Source organism: Kocuria palustris (genome assembly GCF_016907795.1).
GTDB lineage: Bacteria > Actinomycetota > Actinomycetes > Actinomycetales > Micrococcaceae > Kocuria > Kocuria palustris.
Genome location: NZ_JAFBCR010000001.1, coordinates 2,346,493 through 2,364,701, shown reverse-complemented (window position 1 = coordinate 2,364,701; position 18,209 = coordinate 2,346,493). Strand labels below are relative to the sequence as shown.

The following is an 18,209-nucleotide window of genomic DNA, read 5'->3' as shown; positions in this document are numbered from 1 at the left end:
ATGCGGCTGCAAGCACCTGATTGTTATCGGAAGGTGATCGGATTCCCAGGTTGAGGGCCCAGACATTCAGGTTCGTCTCCCTATGGTGGGGACTCCCCCGGCGGTCCCGAGGAAGCACTGGAAGAAGTGGGGCCGCCTGATCGCACGGAGGTGTGAGATATGCGCAAGAGCATCCGCCGAACCCTGGCCGTCCCCATGCTGGCCGCTGCGGCAGTGGCCGGCTCGGCCGCGGCAGCCAACGCCGCCCCGGCCCAGGAGTCCGCCCCCGCCGCCGAGCAGACCGGCACCGGAGTCATCACCGCTGACGGCCAGCCGACCACCAACGGCGACTACCGCCAGGATCTGGCTGCGGTCGTGACCTTCCCGCAGGCCGATCCGACCGTGCAGGACTACGTCCAGATCACCTTCCACGGGGTGCCCACGGGTCCGCTGGTGCCGCTGGATGAGAACGGCCAGGCCGAGGTGCCGCTGTACATGTCTCCGGGCTCGTACTTCGTGGGTGCGAACTACGTGGAGGACGGCCAGGAGGTCACCGACTCCGTCCAGCTGCCCGGCTTCACCGCCACGGCTCCGCTGCCCGGCGAGGAGGACGCACCCGTCGTGCCAGTGCAGTGATCGGCTGACGTCCTCAGCGCACGAGACCCGCGCCGTCCCCCTCAGGGCGGTGCGGGTCTCGTCGTCTCCGGCCCTGGGCCCCGCATCCGGCCGAGCCCTCCCCTACCCTGCTGTCCATGACTGCTCCTCCGAATCCGCCGCAGCCGCTGCTGAGGCTCAGTGCCAACCACCTGCGCCCTGCCGATGAGACCGATGGCCTCGGCAAGGTGCTGGCCTGGAACCCGGTCCAGCTGATCACCGGCGGATTCGGGTACCTGGCCGAAGGAGGCCACCTGCTGATCTGGCCGAACGGCGTGAGCTTCGAACCGCACTCCATGAACCTTCCCGGCGGGCAGTGGTGGGCTCCCGCTGAGACGATCCGCGTCGTGCGCACCTTCTCCCAGCAGGCGCTCAAGGGCCTGGAGATCGAGCTGCAGGACGACACCACCCGCAGGTTCGTCGTCGGCGACCGCGAGAACGTCCTGGAGACGCTGCGAGCGCTGGGCCTGCCGACCGGCTGAAGCAGGCGGCGCCGGGGACCAGCCGCCCCTGCTCACCCCACGCCTAGGGGCCCGTGCTGGTGAAGCGCTCGCGGAAGCCGCTCGGCGTCACCCCGAGCTGCCGCAGGAAGGCGCGGCGCATCGTCTCGTCCGACCCGAATCCAGCTCGCCTGGCCACTGACGTCAGCGGCATGTCGCTGTGGATGATCTCGCGGGCGGCGTCGACCCGCGCGGCCTCGAGCCACTGCATGGGCGACAAGCCTGTCTGCGCCCTCACCAGCCGGTGCAGCTGCCGAGAGCTCACCCCCAGGCGCTCGGCCATGGACGCCACGGAGTGACTGCGCTCCGGATGCTCGAGCACCTCGCCCATCACCGTCTGGAGCCCCGCATCGCCCACGGTCGCCTGTCGCAGGGCGGAGGAGAACTGCGCCTGTCCGCCCGAGCGCTGCATGAACACCACGAGCTCGCGGGCGGCCTCACGCGCCGCAGCCGCCCCCAGATCCTCCTCGACCAGAGCCAGGGTGAGGTCCAGTCCCGCGGAGATGCCCGCCGAGGTCGCGATGCGTCCATCACGCACGTGGATGACGTCGGGCTGGACGTCGAGCAGGGGGAACCGGTCCGCCAGCGCCTGCGCATGGCGCCAATGAGTGGTCACGCGGCGTCCGTCGAGCAGTCCGAGCCGGGCCAGCACGAACGCTCCCGTGCAGACCGACGCCACCCGGCGGGCGCTCTGAGACAGGTCCCCCGCCAGCTGCAGCAGCTCGTCCTCGATCGGCTCGGCGACCAGCCGGTCCCCGCCGACGACGATCACCGTGTCCGCAGCGCCTTCTGCGCTGGGCGACTCCGTGAGAACCTCGAGCCCCGCCGACGAGCGCACCCGGCCGCCGGCGGCGGAGACCAGACGCGTGCAGTACAGCTCCCCGGACGGATCGGCGACGCGCAGGACCTCCAGCGGACCTGTGGCATCCAGCAGGGTCATGCCGTCGAACACCACGATGTCCACGCGGCGCATCGGAGGCGCACCGTCGGCGGTCATGTCCGATTCCGAGGGGATACAGGCTGATGGAACATGGCCCGATCCTATGCGGCGGACCAGGGTGGATATCAGCATCTTCACCGCACCGAAAGGATGGATCCCATGCCCGAGATCATCGCCGGCATCACCATTCCCGACAGCGCCGTCGCCCGGGAGGCCACTGAGCTGGTCCGCGACGTCGAGTCCGATCTGCTGTATCACCACAGCCGTCGCGTGTTCGTCTTCGGCTCCCTGCGCGGGCACGCCCTGGGCCGCGGATTCGACGACGAGCTGCTCTACATCTCCGCGATGTTCCACGATCTCGGGCTGACCGAGAAGTACCGCTCCGACGACATGCGCTTCGAGATCGACGCCGCGAACGTCGTGCGGGACTTCCTCACCGGCCACGGCTACAGCCAGCACGACGCCGAGGAGGCCTGGGCCTCGATCGCGCTGCACACGACCCCCATGGTCCCGCTGCACATGTCCCCGCTCGTCGAGCTGGTGACCCGCGGCGTGGAGCTCGACGTGATGGGCGTGGACTACCACGAGCTCACCGACGCCCAGCGCGAGGAGATCACCTCCGTGCACCCCCGCCCGCGCTTCAAGGAGGGCATCATCGAGTCCTTCGCGCAGGGCTTGTTCCACCGCCCGCAGACCACGTTCGGCAACGTGAAGGCCGATGTCCTGGCCGATCAGATGCCGGGCTTCGAGCGCGGCAACTTCGTCGACGAGATCCGCGGCTCCGACTGGCCCGAGTGATCGCTCGCTTCACCTGAACCGCATGACGACGGATCCCCGGCGCAGCAACGCGCCGGGGATCCGTCGTCGTAGGTCACCGTCGACCGATTGAGCCGGTCGGGATGCTCACTCCGTGGAGTCGGCGCTCGAGGACTCCTCGGTGAGCCCGGCGTAGTCGGTCTCGGAATCTCGCCACACCGAATGGATGTGCGGCTCGGAGGTGGCCACGCCGTTCTGCATGGCGAGCTCGATCCACACGCTGGGGCCGTCGATGCGGATGTAGTCGCCGGCCTGAGAGAAGTCGGTGCTCCCCGAGAACAGGACGTAGGTGTCTTCGAGCTGCGACTCGTACTTCTCCATGTACTCGGCCGCCTCGTCCTCCGGCAGGTCGTCGACGTAGGTCGCGATCGCCTCGAGCACTAGCTGCTGCTGCTCCTCGGACAGCTCCGAGACCTTCACGCCCTCCTCCTCGGGGAACTCGCCGTCCTGGCCCGGGCCGAGCAGCAGGTCGGACTGATCGGTGGCGGCCTCGGCCAACTGCTCCTCGGTCAGGGACTCCGCCAGCGCGGAGAGCGCGTCCGTCTCCTGGGACAGCGGGTCGTAGGTCTCGCCGTCGAACGTGAACTCTCCCGTGGGCTCCGTGCCGCGGAAGGACGGGGTCGCACTGACCAGCTCACCGTCGGTGTAGGTGTTGGACACCGCGAGGTGGTGCCCGCCGAACTGCAGCTCCCAGGTGCCGCTGTCGGTGACCTCGCCCAGGAAGGCCATGTAGTAGTTCTCCGAGCCGTAGTCCGTGCCTCCGTAGTTCTCAGCCAGATAGTCGTCGGCGGCCAGGATGGACATGACCTCGTCGTAGCCCTCGTCGTCCTCCCCTCCGAGCGCGGCGGCCATCAGCTCCTCCAGAGCCGCTCGCTGCTCGTCGTCCAGGGTCGAGATCTGCAGTCCCACCCGACCCGACGACGAGGCCGAGTCCCCGCCGGGGCCGCCGCCCATGCCGTTCTGGAGCAGCTGCTGGGGGAAGTTCGACCAGTTGGTCGCATTGGCGTAGCTGTAGTCCTGGTTCAGCTCGGCCAGCTGATCCTCGTCCAGGGTGTCCGCGGAGGCCTGAGCCAGGAGCTGGACCTCGGCGGAGCTGTCGGCGGACGACGAATCGGTCGCGGTCTCCTCTGTCGAGGTCGGATCGGCGCTGGCCTCCGCCGCGGTCGAGACGCTGTTCGCAGCGCTGTCGGAGGACGTGTCCGAGGCCTGGCCGACGGTGCCGCAGGCGGTCGTGGCCAGCAGGGCGGCGACGCTGATCCCGGCGGCTCCCACCCTCAGGCGGCTCCAGCGAGAGGCGGGCCCGTTGGAGTGGTCGGCGGTGGTGATGGTCTGGGCTGCGCTGTTGTCGGTGCTGTTCATGCCCCCGAGTCTGAGCGGGCTCGCTATGCCGAGGACCGCCCGAAGCTGTGCCGGGTCTGTGGCTGCGGGTCAGCGAGCGGCGGCCGGGTGATCGTCGTCCAGGAATGCAGCGGTGGGCACGAAGAACAGCGAGCCGATGGTGGCCGTGGAGAAGTCCAGGATGCGGTCCGTGGTGCCCTCCGGCTCCCCCACGAACATGTTGCGCAGCATGCGCTCGATGATCGCCGGGTCCCTGGAGTAGCCGATGAAGTAGGTGCCGTGCTCATCGTCGCCGATCGAGCCGAACGGGCGGTTGTCGCGCACGATCTTGAGATCGCGGCGTCGTCGTCCGTGATCGAGTTCAGGTGCACGTGGGAGTCCTGGGGCTTGCGCTCCTCGGGCAGCTCGATGTCCTCGGCCTTGGTGCGCCCGATCGCATCGTCCTGCTGCTCGACGCTCAGCGCGTTCCACGCCTGCATGTCGTGGAGGTACTTCTGCACGATGACGTAGCCGGCCCCCGCGTAGTCCGGATCATCGGCGGAGTCGATGCTCACCCAGTCCTGGGCCGTCTGGCCCTCCGGATTCTCGGAGCCGTCGACGTAGCCGAGCAGGTCGCGCTCGTCGAAGAACTTGAAGCCGTGGGTCTCGTCGACCACCTCGGCGTGACCGCGCAGCCGATCCCTCACCATGCTCGCGAGCTCGCAGCACACGTCCATGTTCTTGGCCCGCAGATGCAGGAGCAGATCGCCCGGCGTGGACGGCGCCCGGTGGCGCGCGCCCTGGATCTCCTGGAACGGATGCAGGCCCTTGGTGCGGGGAAGATCCCAGAGCCGATCCCACAGCCGGGGGCCGATGCCGGCCACGGCTTGCAGGCTGTCGTCGGGACGACGGAAGGAGACCGAGCGGGGCGACGATGTGCTGCAGCGGCATGGGGGCCACCGCGGGGTCTGCGCCGGGTCTGAGGACAAACCTATCGCGGGGTGCTCGCGTGTGACCCGGCCCACGCACAGACGGCACGACTCGTAGACTCGCTCCATGACCGAGACCGAGCAGACCTACGACACCATCCTCGTCGAGACCCGCGGGCGGGTCGGGATCATCACCCTGAACCGCCCCAAGGCCCTGAACGCCCTGAATTCGCAGGTACTGGCCGACGTCCTGCACGCCGCCCGAGCCTTCGATGCCGACCACGGGATCGGCGCGATCCTGCTGACCGGCTCGGACAAGGCCTTCGCCGCGGGAGCCGACATCAAGGAGATGGCCGATCGCGGCTTCGCCGAGATGTTCGCCACCGACTGGTTCGCCGGCTGGCAGGGCCTGGCCGAGATCCGCACCCCCACCATCGCCGCCGTGAGCGGCTACGCCTTGGGCGGCGGCTGCGAGCTGGCCATGCTCTGCGATCTGCTGATCGCCTCCGAGACCGCCAGGTTCGGCCAGCCGGAGATCAACCTGGGCGTGCTGCCCGGCATGGGCGGGTCGCAGCGCCTGACGCGGGCGATCGGGCGCCCCAAGGCCATGGACATGGTCCTCACCGGGCGCCAGATGGATGCGCAGGAAGCGGAGCGCGCCGGGCTCGTCTCGCGCGTGATCCCCGCCGACGAGTTCCAGGACAACTCCCTGGAGATCGCGCAGACCATCGCCTCGAAGTCGCTGATCGCGACCATGGCCGCCAAGGAGGCGGTGCACACAGCCCTGGAGACCCCGCTGTCACAGGGGCTGGTCGCCGAGCGGAGGCTGTTCCACGGCCTGTTCGCCACGGAGGACCAGAAGGAGGGCATGGCCGCGTTCATCGAGAAGCGCGACCCGGAGTTCAAGCACCGCTGAGCTGCGGCGCTCGCCCAGCGGTCGGAGAACGACGAAGCCCGCCGTCCCCGACAGGGGCGGCGGGCTTCATCATGCCGCGACCGGCGAAGCGATGCTTCGGATCAGGCCTCGGTGGTCGTGGCCGGGCGGGCACCCAGCTCGGAGTCCATGCGCAGCAGGCCCGAGCCGTCGTCGCCGACGAGGCGGATGCGGCCGATGATCTCGTCGACCGTCGACTCCTCCTCGATCTGCTCCGAGGTGAACCAGTTGAGGATGGGGCGGGAATCGAAGTCGCCGGCCTCCTCAGCAGCGCGGTAGAGGTTCTGGATGGCCTCCGAGACCTTCTGCTCGTGCTTGAAGGCGGCCTCGAAGAGATCCAGAGCGGACGGGTCGGCGAACTGCGCCGGGGCGTTCAGGCTGCCGATCTGGACGTGGCCGTCACGGGCATCGACATGGTCGATGAACTTGTTGGCGTGGACGATCTCCTCATCGGCCTGGTGGCGGAACCACGCGGCCATGCCCACGAGGTCCATGCGCTCGGCCTCGACAGCCAGCTGGCGGTAGACCAGCGAGGCCTCGAACTCGAGAGTGATCTGATCGTTGAACTTGGCTTCCATCTGCTGTGAAATCTTCATAATAAGGACTATAGGAGAGGTGGCTTCAGAAAGCTAGATCATGCGCTGTGAAACGCATTGCTGAGCTGAGGCTCAGCTTCCCGTGGTGAGCCTCAGCTCAGTGAGGCATCCCTATTCCCATGTTCTCGAGGATGCGCACCGGCGTCGCACCAAGCGTCAGGCTCCCGGCTCGTCGAAGTGAGTTCCGCATCGAGGCTCCCTATGGTGAATGGGGCGGCTGATTCCCCCGGCGCACCGTGTCCGGAGGTGAGCAGCCGTCTGCACGCCTGAAAGCACTCGTCCTCCAGGAAGGAACTCTCATGGCAGGCTCCACCGCACCGCCGCCGCACGACACCGCCGACGACGCATTCAGACGCAAGGCCGTCGAACAGGACAGTCCCCGTCACTCCGCCGTCAACTGGCCCGTCTTCATCGGGGCCTCCGCCATCATCGTCGCCTTCGTGGCCTGGGCCGCCATCTGGCCCTCGGCAGCCGAGACCGCAATCTTCGGGTCGATGGCCTGGATCGCCGAGAACTTCGGCTGGTACTACGTGCTGACCGTCACGGTCGTCGTGGTCTTCGTCATCGTGGTCGCGCTCTCGCGCGTGGGGCAGACGAGGATGGGCCCGGACCACTCCAGGCCCAAGTACAACCTCTTCACGTGGACGGCGATGCTCTTCGCTGCCGGCATCGGCGTGGATCTCATGTTCTTCGGGATCTCCGGACCGGCCACGAATCTCCTCACTCCCCCGGATGTCGCGCCGATGTCCGATGAAGCCGCCAGGATGGCTCCGCTGTGGACGATCTTCCAGTACGGCATTCCCGGCTGGGCGCTCTACGCGCTGATGGGCATGGTCGTCGGCCTCGTGTCCTATCGCTATCACCTCCCGCTGAGCATCCGCTCGGCTCTGGCACCCATCTTCGGCAAGCGCATCCACGGCGGTGTCGGCCACGCCGCAGAGATCGGCGCCGTGATCGGCACGATCTTCGGCATCTCGGTGTCGCTGGGCATCGGCGTGGTCTTCCTGAACTATGGGCTCGCGGCGATCTTCGGCGTCCCGACGACCGTGGGCGTGCAGGTCGCTCTCATGGCCGTCGCCGTGGTCATCACCGTCGCCTCCACGGTCTCCGGCGTGGACAAGGGGATTCGTCGCCTCTCCGAGCTGAACGTTCTGCTGGCAGTCACCCTGATGCTGTGGATCCTCTTCACGGGCCGCACGCATGAGCTGCTCAACGCCCTGGTGCAGAACATCGGCGACTTCTTCTCCCGCTTCCCGGGAATGCTGATGAACACGTTCGCCTACACCGACGGGACAGCCGCCTACCCCGCCGATCAGTGGATGGCGGACTGGACCCTGTTCTTCTGGGCCTGGTGGATCGCCTGGATGCCGTTCGTCAGCCTCTTCCTGGCCCGCATCTCCCGCGGCCGGACCCTGCGGCAGTTCGTCTTCGGCGTGCTGCTCATCCCCTTCGCATTCATCCTGCTGTGGGTCTCGATCTTCGGCAACGCCACCTTGATGAATGCCGAGGATCAGGACTTCCTCGACTTGACGATGACCCTGCCCGAATCCGGATTCTTCAACCTGCTCGAGCAGCACCCCGGGGCCTTCTTCACGATTCCGCTGGCGCTGCTGACCGGGCTGTTCTTCTATGTGACCTCCGCCGACTCAGGATCTCTCGTCCTGGCGAACATGTCCTCCAAGACGACGGACACGGACTCCGACGGCCCTCCGTGGCTGCGCATCGTCTGGGCGGTCATCACCGGCGTGCTGACGCTGGTCATGCTGTTCATCGACGGCGTCTACACGCTGCAGGCAGCCACAGTGGTCGTGGGACTGCCGCTGTCGCTGATCGTCTGGATCGTGATGGCGGGGCTCTGGAAGATGCTGCGCACGGAGCAGATCAACCTCGACTCGAGGCAGGCAGCTCTGCCCGCCCTGCTCACCAGCCGAGTTCGCGAGACCGGCCAGCAGGTCACCTGGCGGCAGCGCCTTCACGACCGGATGTCCTATGCCTCCGCCGCCGATGCGCAGGCATTCGTCGAGCACACCGCGGCACCGGCGGTGGAAGAGGTCGCCGAGGAGCTCTCCGAGCTCGGGCTGTCGGTGGCCTGCCACCGCGGCGAGCACCCCGACAGCGGCATCTGCTTCGTGGACCTCGTGGTCTCCTTCCCGGAGGCCGAGGACTTCAAGTACCAGGCCTACCCCGTGGCCCACTCGCTGCCGAGCTTCGCTGCGAACCTGTCAACCGTGCGCGATGTCTACTACCGGATCGAGATCTTCTCGACCCACGGATCGCGCGGCCGCGACATCATGGGATACACGAAGGACCAGGTCATCGCTGATGTCCTGGATGTCTACGACGCCCACATCGCCTACCTGCACCTCAGCGGCGACGGCGGCGGGATCGCCACAGGCGCGGTGGTCGGAACCACCCCTGAGACCTGGGTCGACACCGATCAGATCCCCACCGTCGCCCCTCGGCTAGATTCCTCCGCCGAGACCGTGAACACCGCTACCCAGAAGGAGCGCCATGACTGAGTCCAGCTCGACCCTGTACATCGACGGAGAGTGGGTGCCCTCTTCCGACGGCGGGACCCGCACCATCACCTGCCCCGCCGACGGCACCGAGGTCGGCGTCGTCGCCGAGGCCACCGGTGAGGATGTCGAGCGCGCCATCCTCGCCGCCCGCAAGGCGTTCGAGGCCCGCACCTGGGTGGACACTCCCGCCGCTCAGCGCGGCGACTTCCTGATCCGCGTCTCGGACGCCCTGCTCGAGCGCAAGGACGAGTTCGCCCGTGCCGAGGCCCTCGACACCGGCAAGCGCCTGGTCGAGGCCGAGGGCGACATGGACGACATCGCGGCCTGCTTCCGCTACTTCGGAAAGATCGCGGACCAGAGCCCGGGCCGCCTGGTGGACGCGGGCGACGACACCGTCATCTCGCGGGTGGTCCACGAGCCCGTGGGGGTCTGCGGCATGATCACCCCGTGGAACTTCCCCCTGCTTCAGGCGGCGTGGAAGATCGCCCCCGCACTGGCGGCCGGCAACACCTTCGTGCTCAAGCCGGCCGAGCTGACCCCGCACACGGCGATCCTGATCGTGGATGTGCTCGACGAGCTGGGGCTGCCCGCCGGAGTCGCGAACCTGGTCCTCGGCGACGGCGCAGTCGTCGGTGCCCCGCTGTCGAGCCACCCGGAGATCGACCTCGTCTCCTTCACCGGAGGCCTCGTCACCGGCCGGAGGGTCGCCGAGTCGGCGGCCCGCGGCGTGAAGAAGGTCGCCCTGGAGCTGGGCGGCAAGAACCCCAATGTCGTGTTCGCCGATGCCGACTTCGACGCCGCCGTGGACAACGCCCTCAACGCCGCGTTCACGGACTCCGGGCTCGTCTGCTCGGCGGGCACACGCCTGATCGTGCAGGACTCGATCGCGGAGCGCTTCGTCGACGAGGTCGTCCGCCGCGCCGGCGACATCGTCATGGGCGGTCCGTTCGACGAGAAGGCCGAGACCGGCCCGCTGATCTCCAAGGAGCACCGCGACAAGGTCACCGACTACGTCCAGCGCGGCATCGAGGCCGGCGCCCGCCTGCGGGTCGGCGGCCACTGGGGCGGCAAGGAGCATGAGGATGGGTACTTCTACGCCCCGACCGTGCTGGACCAGTGCGATCGGGAGAACCCCGCGGTGATCGAGGAGGGCTTCGGCCCCGTCATCACGGTCGAGACGTTCTCCACCGAGGACGAGGCCATCGAGACCGCCAATCACACGGAGTACGGCCTGGCCGGAGCGGTGTGGACCTCGGATGCCGGAACGGCCAACCGCGTGTCCCGTCGTCTGCGCCACGGCACGGTGTGGATCAACGACTACCACCCCTACCTGCCGCAGGCGGAGTGGGGCGGCTTCAAGTCCTCCGGCGTGGGCCGCGAGCTCGGCCCCACGGGCCTGGAGGAGTACACCGAGGCCAAGCACATCTACCAGAACACCGAGCCCGCCGTGACCGGCTGGTTCCCGCAGAAGTGACCGCTTCCATGTCCCGCACTCAGCAGAAGGAGGACCGCGTGCTCGAAGAGCCCGTGTCGGAGAACCTGATCACCGAATACGACTACATCATCGTGGGAGGCGGGTCGGCCGGCGCCGTCGTCGCCGCCCGCCTCAGCGAGGACCCGGACGTCTCCGTGGCCCTGGTCGAGGCCGGGGACCACGACCTGGACCACGAGATGGTCCTGCAGCTCAACCGCTGGCCGGAGATGCTGGAATCCGGGCTCGACTGGGACTACCCGATCGAGCCGCAGGAGAACGGCAACTCGTTCATGCGCCACGCCCGCGCCAAGGTGCTGGGAGGCTGCTCGTCGCACAACTCCTGCATCGCCTTCCACCCTCCTGCGGAGGACATGGACCTGTGGGAGCAGATGGGCGCCGAGGGCTGGAGCGCCGAGACCATGCTCCCGCTGATCAAGCGCCTCGAGACCAACACCTCCAGGACCTCGCAGCGCCACGGCACCGACGGGCCGGTCCACTTGATGGACGCGCCCCCGAACGATCCCGTGGGCGTAGCCCTGCTCGAGGCCTGCGAGCAGGCGGGGATCCCCCGAGCCACGTTCAACGACTTCGAGACCGTGGTCAACGGCGCCAGCTTCTTCCAGGTCAACCGCCAGGCGGACGGGCGCCGCGCCTCGTCGTCGGTGTCGTACCTGCATCCGGTCCAGCAGCGCGACAACCTGGAGATCCTCACGAACCGCCAGGTGATGCAGGTGCTGTTCGACGACGAGCAGCGGGCCGTGGGCCTCGAGTACATCGACAATTCCTTCGACCGCTCTTCGATCATGCGGGCCCGCAAGGAGGTCATCCTCTCCGCAGGCGCCATCGACACCCCCAAGCTGCTGATGCTCTCGGGCATCGGCCCCGCAGATCATCTGCGGGAGGTCGGCATCGACGTGCGCGTGGACTCCCCGGGCGTGGGCTCGAACCTCCAGGATCACCCGGAGGCGGTGATCTCCTGGGAGTGCACGCAGCGCATGACCCGCGACACCACCCAGTGGTGGGAGATCGGGATCTTCTCACCCACCCAGGAGGGCCTGGAGCTGCCGGACCTGATGATGCACTACGGCTCCGTGCCCTTCGACATGCACACCCGCCGTCAGGGCTACCCCACCTCTCCGGAGTCGTTCGCCCTGACTCCGAACGTCACGCACGCGAAGTCGCGAGGCACCGTGCGGCTGCGCACGATCGACTACCGGGACAAGCCCAGGGTGGATCCACGCTACTTCACGGACGAGGAGGGCTACGACATGGCCGTGGCCGTGGCCGGGATCCGGAGGGCGCGCGAGATCGTCTCCCAGTCGGCCATGGACGCCTACCGCGGCCGCGAGCTCTTCCCCGGCGAGGAGGCCCAGACCGACGAGGAGATCGCCGACTACGTCTCCAAGACCCATAACACCGTCTACCACCCGGCCGGCACCTGCCGCATGGGTGCGCTGGACGACGACCTGTCCCCGCTGGATCCCCAGCTGCGGGTCAAGGGCGTGAAGGGACTGCGCGTGGTCGACGGCTCGATCATGCCGCAGCTGGTCGCGGTGAATCCGAACATCACCACCATGCTGATCGGCGAACGCGCGTCGGACATCATCCGAGGCTCCTGAGCTCCGATGGGCTGAGTCAGCCGCCGGCCTGAGGCGAGAGCCCCGCAGATCCGGTGATCTGCGGGGCTCTCGAATGACGCAGCGCCTCGAGCCGTCCGAGGACGGCTCGAGGCGCTGCGCGCTGTGCGGCGTCGGCTCAGCCCTTGAGGCGGTCGATGTGCTCGGACGCCTGCGCCTTGGTCAGATCGGTCGGAACGGACTCCCCCGCCTGCTTGGCCAGGGTGTCCAGATAGGACTTCTGGGACTCGGTCATGGGCTCGTCGCCGCTGACCCACTCCTCCGGGTCCTTCTCCAGGGACGAGGCGCCGCCGGCGTCGCCGGTGGCGCCCATCATCTCCGCGCCGCCCTCGGTGTCGTCCGTGACGGGCGTGTAGAGCTCGTCGTCGCCCTGCGTGTTCTCTGACATGGGAACCTCCTGGATCTGCGGCCGCCCGCGAGGGCGACCGGTTCGGGACATCGGCGCGCATCGCGGGCTCGGGCCTGCGCCTGTGCGCCTGATCTCATCATGGCACCGCCCACCGACGGGACGTCAGCCCCGCGAGGTCGGGCCGCGGAGGATCGGGCCCGCAGCTCGCAGACGCACCGCGGCCCCGGCCTCAGGGAGAGGCCGGGGCCGCGGTGCGCGCGGGATGCTGCGGATCAGAAGGTGCCGAAGTTCTGCGTGGCGTAGACGTTGCCGTCGGCGCCCTCCGCCAGACCGAAGCCGGCGGCGTTGAACTCGGGATTCATGATGTTCGCCTCATGCGAGGGGCTGTTCATCCAGAAGTCCACGAAGTACGAGGCCGTGGCCTCGACGGAGCCCTGGGAGCCCACGCTGTAGGCGATGTTCTCGGCCATGCCGGTCGAGCCCGCGGCGCTGGTCTGCGCGATGAACGACGGGTTGTGCGACGGCGCGCCGGCGGCGGCCTGCTGGCCCGACCAGTCGGTGCTCATGGCGTCGAGCTGCCCATTGCTCGACAGCGGCGACAGCCCGGCCTGGGAGCGGTGCTCGTTCATCTGGGCGAGGACCTCCTGGGAGACCTGTGCGGAGAACGATGCATCGGAGGCCGGCGCGGCCTCGGGGGCCGGAGCCTCACCGGCCGATGTCTGAGCCTGGGTCTCGGCACCCGAGACGGAGACCGCGGCCTGCGCGGGAGCAACGGCGGCGCTGGTGCCGGCGAAGGCGAGCGCGGCGGCTGCGGCGTAGCGAGTGGTCTTCTTCTTCATGGCGTGCTCCTCAGCGGATGTCGATGCGGGCGTGCTGCCCGGAGTCCGCCAGAGAACCTAGGAGGTCACGCAAGACCCGCTCAAATCGCATTCGTTATCAAACCGTGATTGTACCGTGATGGAATTGTAACCTGAACAGTGGCTGAGTACGGCACATCCCTGCCATGACAGGGATGATGTCCTCGCCCACCTCGATCGTCATCGTAAAGCTGGGAGTTCCCCCAGAATCGGTGAGCTCGGCTGCTCGCACCCCGCCTCGCGAGCAGTCCGCGCTGCCGCACGGGTTCTGCTCAACCTTGCGTCGCGATGCTCGCGTGAGCCGCGCCGCAGGTCGTCCAGCCCCTAGGCTCCGAAGAACCCTCCACCCGGTCGTCGCCGTCTTGGCCCTGATCGGATCGGACGCGACCACGACCCGGTGCCACCGCACCGGCGGAGGCGGATCCGCGGCCCCACCCGGCCGACCGTTCGAGGAAAGACGAGCCCCGTGCGCGCACTCACCAAGCTGTCCGCCGACCCCGGACTGGAGCTGCTCGACCACCCGGAGCCGGGCTGCGGCGCCTGGGACGTGAAGATCCGCGTGCTGCGCGCCGGCATCTGCGGCACCGATCTGCACCTGGCCGACTGGGATGACTGGGCCCGCTCCACGGTGGACCCGCCCCTGGTCATCGGCCACGAATTCTACGGCGAGATCGTCGAGGTGGGCTCGGAGGTCACGAGCGTCGCCGTCGGCGATCGAGCCTCGGGTGAAGGCCACATCGTGTGCGGGACCTGCCGCAACTGCCGGGCCGGGCACCGTCACGTGTGCATCGCGATCGAGGGCCTGGGCGTGAACCGCGACGGCGCCTTCGCCGACTACGTCGTCCTGCCGGCCATGAACGTGTGGGTCCACCCGCCGCAGCTGGATCCGGACCTGGGCGCGATCTTCGATCCCCTGGGCAACGCCACGCACACCGCGCTGCAGTGGCCCATGGTGGGCGAGGACGTCGTGATCACCGGCGCCGGGCCGATCGGCGTGATGGCCGCGGCGATCGCCCGTCATGCCGGGGCGCGCTATGTGGTGGTCTCGGATGCCAGCGACTACCGCCTGGAGCTCGCCCGCAATGCCGGAGCGGACGTCACGATCAACGTGACGCGGCAGTCCCTCGCCGACGCGCAGGACATGCTCGGCATGAAGGAGGGCTTCGACATCGGCATGGAGATGTCCGGAGCCGGGCCCGCGGTCTCGGACATGATCAGCAACATGAACCACGGCGGCCGCATCGCCCTGCTGGGGCTGCCGCATCAGTCCTACGACCTGGACTGGGGCAAGGTCATCACCCACATGATCACGCTCAAGGGCATCTACGGACGCGAGATGTTCGACACCTGGTATGCGATGTCGCAGATGATCGCCACCTCGGAGCGCTTCCGCTCGGCCGTCTCGCAGGTCATCACGCACCGCTTCCCCGCCGAGCAGTGGCAGGACGCCTTCGAGACCGCCCGCTCCGGCCAGTGCGGCAAGGTCATCCTGGACTGGTCCTGACCGCACCCGCCCCTCACCGACGACGACACCCCACCACCGACCCCGAAGGAATCACCATGTACGGCACCCTCAAGGACGAGCTGAGCGCCACGCTGCAGGAGATCCGGGACTCCGGGCTCCACAAGGACGAGCGCGAGTTGACCTCCCCGCAGTCCGCCCACATCACGACCCTGAAGTCCGAGGCGCTGAACTTCTGCGCCAACAACTACCTGGGCCTGGCCGATGACCCGCAGATCATCGGCGCCGCCAAGACCGCCCTGGACGACTGGGGCTTCGGCATGGCCTCGGTCCGCTTCATCTGCGGCACGCAGAACCTGCATATCCAGCTCGAGGACAAGCTGTCCGAGTTCCTGGGCACCGAGGACACGATCCTCTACTCGTCGTGCTTCGACGCCAACGGCGGCGTCTTCGAGGTGCTCTTCGGCGCCGAGGACGCGATCATCTCGGACGAGCTGAACCACGCCTCGATCATCGACGGGGTGCGGCTGTCGAAGGCCCAGCGCTTCCGCTACAGGAACGCGGACATGGCGGATCTGCGCGCCCAGCTCGAGGCGGCGGCCGATGCGCGCCGGAAGGTCATCGTGACCGACGGCGTCTTCTCCATGGACGGCTCCTACGCCCCGCTGGATGAGATCTGCGACCTGGCCGAGGAGTTCGGCGCCCTGGTCTTCGTGGACGACTCGCACGCGGTCGGCTTCATCGGCGACGGCGGGCGCGGCACCCCCGAGCTGTTCGGCGTGATGGATCGCGTGGACATCCTCACCGGCACGCTCGGCAAGGCCCTGGGCGGAGCATCCGGCGGCTATGTGGCCGCCCATCAGGAGATCGTGGACCTGCTGCGGCAGCGCTCGCGCCCCTACCTGTTCTCGAACTCGGTGGCCCCGGCGGTCGTCGCGGGCTCCCTGTCCGCGCTCGAGCTGGTCGAGTCCTCGGCGGACAAGCGGCGCACGCTGCAGGCCAACACCGAGCTGTTCGACTCGCTGATGCGCGAGGCCGGCTTCGACGTCCTGCCCGGAACCCACCCGATCCGCCCGGTCATGTTCCCCGGCGACGACGGCGCCCGCCAGGCGACCCAGATCGCCGATCGCATGCTCGAGGCCGGCGTCTACGTGATCGCCTTCAGCTTCCCGGTCGTGCCGCGGGGCAAGGCGCGGATCCGCGTGCAGCTGTCCGCATCGCACTCGGAGCGCGACGTCCGGGATTGCGTGCAGGCCTTCATCGACGCGCGCGACGCCGTGGCCTGAGGCCTCCGCGCGCAGCGCCCCGCACCAGAGCGCATTGACAGGCGGACCCGACGAGCTCGAGCTCGTCGGGTCCGCCTGTCGCTGTCGGGACAGGGATCTCGTCGTCGTGCTCAGGCCACCTGCCGGCGTCGGGCCGCCTGATGCCGGCCGTGCACTGCGTGGTAGAAGACGCCGGCCACGACCACCACGACCGCCAGCCCCGCGTACATGGGGCCGTAGCCGGTCGCCGAGAGGATGGCGCCCAGCAGCACCGGGCCCAGCCCGATCCCCACATCGGCCAGCAGCAGCAGCGTGGAGATCCCGGTGCCGAGCTTGTCGGCAGGCACGGCGCTCACGGCGATGGCCTGGGCGGCCGGCATCAGCGTGCCGTAGCCCAGGCCGGTGAGCGCACCGGCCACGACCACCTGCCAGTCCTGCTGGGCCGCGGACAGCACGACCAGCGCCAGGACGAAGCACACGATGCCGAACCACACGACGATGTTGTCCCCGCGCTGGTCCTGGACGCGACCCAGCACGAAGCGCATCACGAGCATGGCCAGGGCGTAGGCCACGAAGAACAGTCCGGCGCCGGTGGCGACATCGCGCTCCACGGCATAGGCGTTCAGGTAGGTGATCACCCCGGCATAGCTCAGTCCGATCAGCACCATGAACAGCCCGATCGGCACGACGGCCGGATGCAGGATCTCCGAGAGCGAGAACTCGGCCTTCCGCGCGGCGACGGCCTCGTCGTGCTCCTCGGCCTCCTCGTCCGTGCGCGCTGCAGTGCCCTCGGCAGGACGGCGCAGGAACAGCGCCAGCACCAGTCCGATGGCGGTGGCCGCCAGCGCGACGGCGAACAGCATCCTGTAGCTGTACGCGCCGACCAGGAAGAGCCCCAGCGCCGGCCCCACGGCCGTGGCCAGCGTGGTGCCCAAGGCGAAGAAGCCGGTGCCCTCGGCGCGACGGGCTGCCGGGATCACCGACTGCACGATGGCCATCACCGCCGTGGAGGCGAAGGCGTAGGCGAATCCGTGCAGGATGCGCACCGCGATCAGCAGGGGCAGCGAGGCGGTCGGGAGGTAGAGAGCGCAGGCCAGGATCGTCACTGCAAGGGCCGCGAGCATCACGCGACGGCGCCCCAGCCGATCGACGATGAAGCCGGTGACCAGTCGCGCGACGGTCGCCCCCACCACGAAGGAGCTCGAGGCGAAGCCGCTGGCGGCGTCGTCGGCGGCGAACTCGCGCACGGCGTACAGCGCCATGGTGGTGACCAGCAGGTAGAAGACGAGGTACTGCGAGAAGTTGACCAGCCAGGCCAGCACGAAGGCCGGGGTGATCAGGGGCTGAGCGCTCGGGTGGTCGATGCGCGGGATCTCACCGGTGGCGGCGGACAAGGGTCATCTCCTGGGATCGAGGTTTGTATGATGCAAATCTAGCACTGAGTTTGCACGATACAATCACTCTCGTCGAGAGCACGCCGTGAGAAGGGGCACCGCATGGCCGAGAAGAGCGGCAGCCGGACGCTGAAGGCGCTGATGTACGAGCACATGCTGATGTCCCGGCATGCCCTGCAGGGCTCGGCCCCGCGTCTGCGCCCGGAGACCCTGGAGCGCAGCGCGGCCGTGCTGCTGGCGCGCCTCCAGGCCTCCGGGCCGATGTCCGTGGGCGAGCTCGCTGAGGCCTTCGACCTGGACGTCTCCACGGTGCACCGCCAGGTCGCCGCAGCCATGAAGTCCGGGCTGATCGAGCGGGTCGAGGACCCCGACGGCGGCTCGGCCCGCAAGCACCGCCCCTCCCCCGAGGGCGCGAACCGGCTCCGCGAGGACTTCCGTGGCCGCACCGACTCCGTGGCCGCCGTGACGGCCGAGTGGGCGGACGAGGACGTCGAGCAGCTGACCCGCCTGATGCGCCGCTTCAACGAATCGGTCGAGGCCATCCGCGCCCAGCCCTGGCCGCGCCCCGATCCCGAGTGAGCCGCGAC

At 68.6% G+C, this 18,209-nt stretch carries 17 protein-coding genes and 1 pseudogene; 10 read left to right on the top strand and 8 right to left on the bottom strand.

Going from position 1 to position 18,209, the window contains the following annotated elements; translation table 11 throughout:
- The first annotated feature begins 159 nt into the window (after nt 1-159).
- On the top strand, nt 160-615 hold the full coding sequence (locus JOE55_RS10570; RefSeq protein ID WP_053447028.1) for a hypothetical protein: 456 nt from the start codon (nt 160-162) through the stop codon (nt 613-615).
- Nucleotides 616-731: 116 nt separating this feature from the next.
- A complete protein-coding gene (locus JOE55_RS10565) occupies nt 732-1,115 on the top strand; it encodes a hypothetical protein (protein ID WP_204782874.1) in 384 nt (127 codons plus the stop codon).
- A gap of 43 nt (nt 1,116-1,158) precedes the next feature.
- Here JOE55_RS10565 and JOE55_RS10560 read toward each other — a convergent pair whose 3' ends face one another.
- Entirely contained in the window at nt 1,159-2,130 is a 972-nt protein-coding gene (locus JOE55_RS10560; RefSeq protein WP_204782873.1) for a GlxA family transcriptional regulator, read from the bottom strand.
- Between the two features lie 102 nt (nt 2,131-2,232).
- Between JOE55_RS10560 and JOE55_RS10555 the strand changes: the two genes are divergently transcribed.
- The gene (locus tag JOE55_RS10555) at nt 2,233-2,871 is read left to right on the top strand and encodes an HD domain-containing protein (protein WP_204782872.1); all 639 of its coding nucleotides are present in this window, start codon (nt 2,233-2,235) and stop codon (nt 2,869-2,871) included.
- 105 nt (nt 2,872-2,976) lie between these two features.
- Here the strand turns inward: JOE55_RS10555 and JOE55_RS10550 are convergent, their stop codons facing one another.
- The 3 genes and pseudogenes from JOE55_RS10550 to JOE55_RS13610 form a co-directional block, all read right to left on the bottom strand.
- On the bottom strand, nt 2,977-4,248 hold the full coding sequence (locus tag JOE55_RS10550) for a DUF3500 domain-containing protein (RefSeq protein WP_239546614.1): 1,272 nt from the start codon (nt 4,246-4,248) through the stop codon (nt 2,977-2,979).
- Between the two features lie 69 nt (nt 4,249-4,317).
- Nucleotides 4,318-4,551 carry a hypothetical protein gene (locus JOE55_RS13365; RefSeq protein ID WP_338125474.1) on the bottom strand — a complete coding sequence of 78 codons (234 nt, stop codon included), beginning with the start codon at nt 4,549-4,551 and terminating at the stop codon, nt 4,318-4,320.
- 71 nt (nt 4,552-4,622) lie between these two features.
- Nucleotides 4,623-5,264 (bottom strand): annotated as a pseudogene (locus tag JOE55_RS13610) (Dyp-type peroxidase); the annotation flags it as partial.
- On the opposite strand from JOE55_RS13610, the gene JOE55_RS10540 reads away from it, so the two are divergent.
- On the top strand, nt 5,263-6,051 hold the full coding sequence (locus tag JOE55_RS10540) for an enoyl-CoA hydratase (RefSeq protein WP_204782871.1): 789 nt from the start codon (nt 5,263-5,265) through the stop codon (nt 6,049-6,051). The pseudogene JOE55_RS13610 and the gene JOE55_RS10540 sit on opposite strands and share 2 nt — an antisense overlap.
- Nucleotides 6,052-6,152: 101 nt before the next feature.
- Here the strand turns inward: JOE55_RS10540 and JOE55_RS10535 are convergent, their stop codons facing one another.
- On the bottom strand, nt 6,153-6,665 hold the full coding sequence (locus JOE55_RS10535) for a ferritin (protein ID WP_204782870.1): 513 nt from the start codon (nt 6,663-6,665) through the stop codon (nt 6,153-6,155).
- 299 nt (nt 6,666-6,964) lie between these two features.
- On the opposite strand from JOE55_RS10535, the gene betT reads away from it, so the two are divergent.
- Genes betT through JOE55_RS10520 form a run of 3 tightly spaced genes read left to right on the top strand, consistent with a single transcriptional unit; the run spans nt 6,965 to nt 12,277 of the window.
- Nucleotides 6,965-9,184 (top strand): choline BCCT transporter BetT, encoded by a 2,220-nt coding sequence (gene betT, locus JOE55_RS10530; protein ID WP_204782869.1) that lies wholly within the window; start codon nt 6,965-6,967, stop codon nt 9,182-9,184.
- A complete protein-coding gene (locus tag JOE55_RS10525) occupies nt 9,177-10,658 on the top strand; it encodes an aldehyde dehydrogenase family protein (protein WP_204782868.1) in 1,482 nt (493 codons plus the stop codon). Before betT ends, JOE55_RS10525 begins: the two co-directional genes overlap by 8 nt.
- Before the next feature lie 8 nt (nt 10,659-10,666).
- Nucleotides 10,667-12,277 (top strand): GMC family oxidoreductase, encoded by a 1,611-nt coding sequence (locus JOE55_RS10520; protein WP_204782867.1) that lies wholly within the window; start codon nt 10,667-10,669, stop codon nt 12,275-12,277.
- Between the two features lie 136 nt (nt 12,278-12,413).
- Here JOE55_RS10520 and JOE55_RS10515 read toward each other — a convergent pair whose 3' ends face one another.
- Nucleotides 12,414-12,683 (bottom strand): DUF3072 domain-containing protein, encoded by a 270-nt coding sequence (locus JOE55_RS10515; RefSeq protein WP_171004084.1) that lies wholly within the window; start codon nt 12,681-12,683, stop codon nt 12,414-12,416.
- Nucleotides 12,684-12,916: 233 nt separating this feature from the next.
- The gene (locus tag JOE55_RS10510) at nt 12,917-13,483 is read right to left on the bottom strand and encodes a CAP domain-containing protein (protein ID WP_204782866.1); all 567 of its coding nucleotides are present in this window, start codon (nt 13,481-13,483) and stop codon (nt 12,917-12,919) included.
- A 484-nt stretch (nt 13,484-13,967) separates the two neighbouring features.
- Between JOE55_RS10510 and tdh the strand changes: the two genes are divergently transcribed.
- On the top strand, nt 13,968-15,005 hold the full coding sequence (tdh, locus tag JOE55_RS10505) for an L-threonine 3-dehydrogenase (RefSeq protein WP_204782865.1): 1,038 nt from the start codon (nt 13,968-13,970) through the stop codon (nt 15,003-15,005).
- A 56-nt stretch (nt 15,006-15,061) separates the two neighbouring features.
- On the top strand, nt 15,062-16,249 hold the full coding sequence (locus JOE55_RS10500) for a glycine C-acetyltransferase (RefSeq protein ID WP_204782864.1): 1,188 nt from the start codon (nt 15,062-15,064) through the stop codon (nt 16,247-16,249).
- A gap of 110 nt (nt 16,250-16,359) precedes the next feature.
- Here the strand turns inward: JOE55_RS10500 and JOE55_RS10495 are convergent, their stop codons facing one another.
- Nucleotides 16,360-17,622 carry an MFS transporter gene (locus JOE55_RS10495; RefSeq protein ID WP_204782863.1) on the bottom strand — a complete coding sequence of 421 codons (1,263 nt, stop codon included), beginning with the start codon at nt 17,620-17,622 and terminating at the stop codon, nt 16,360-16,362.
- A 102-nt stretch (nt 17,623-17,724) separates the two neighbouring features.
- On the opposite strand from JOE55_RS10495, the gene JOE55_RS10490 reads away from it, so the two are divergent.
- The gene (locus JOE55_RS10490) at nt 17,725-18,201 is read left to right on the top strand and encodes a MarR family winged helix-turn-helix transcriptional regulator (protein WP_024290977.1); all 477 of its coding nucleotides are present in this window, start codon (nt 17,725-17,727) and stop codon (nt 18,199-18,201) included.
- The last annotated feature ends 8 nt before the right edge of the window (nt 18,202-18,209 follow it).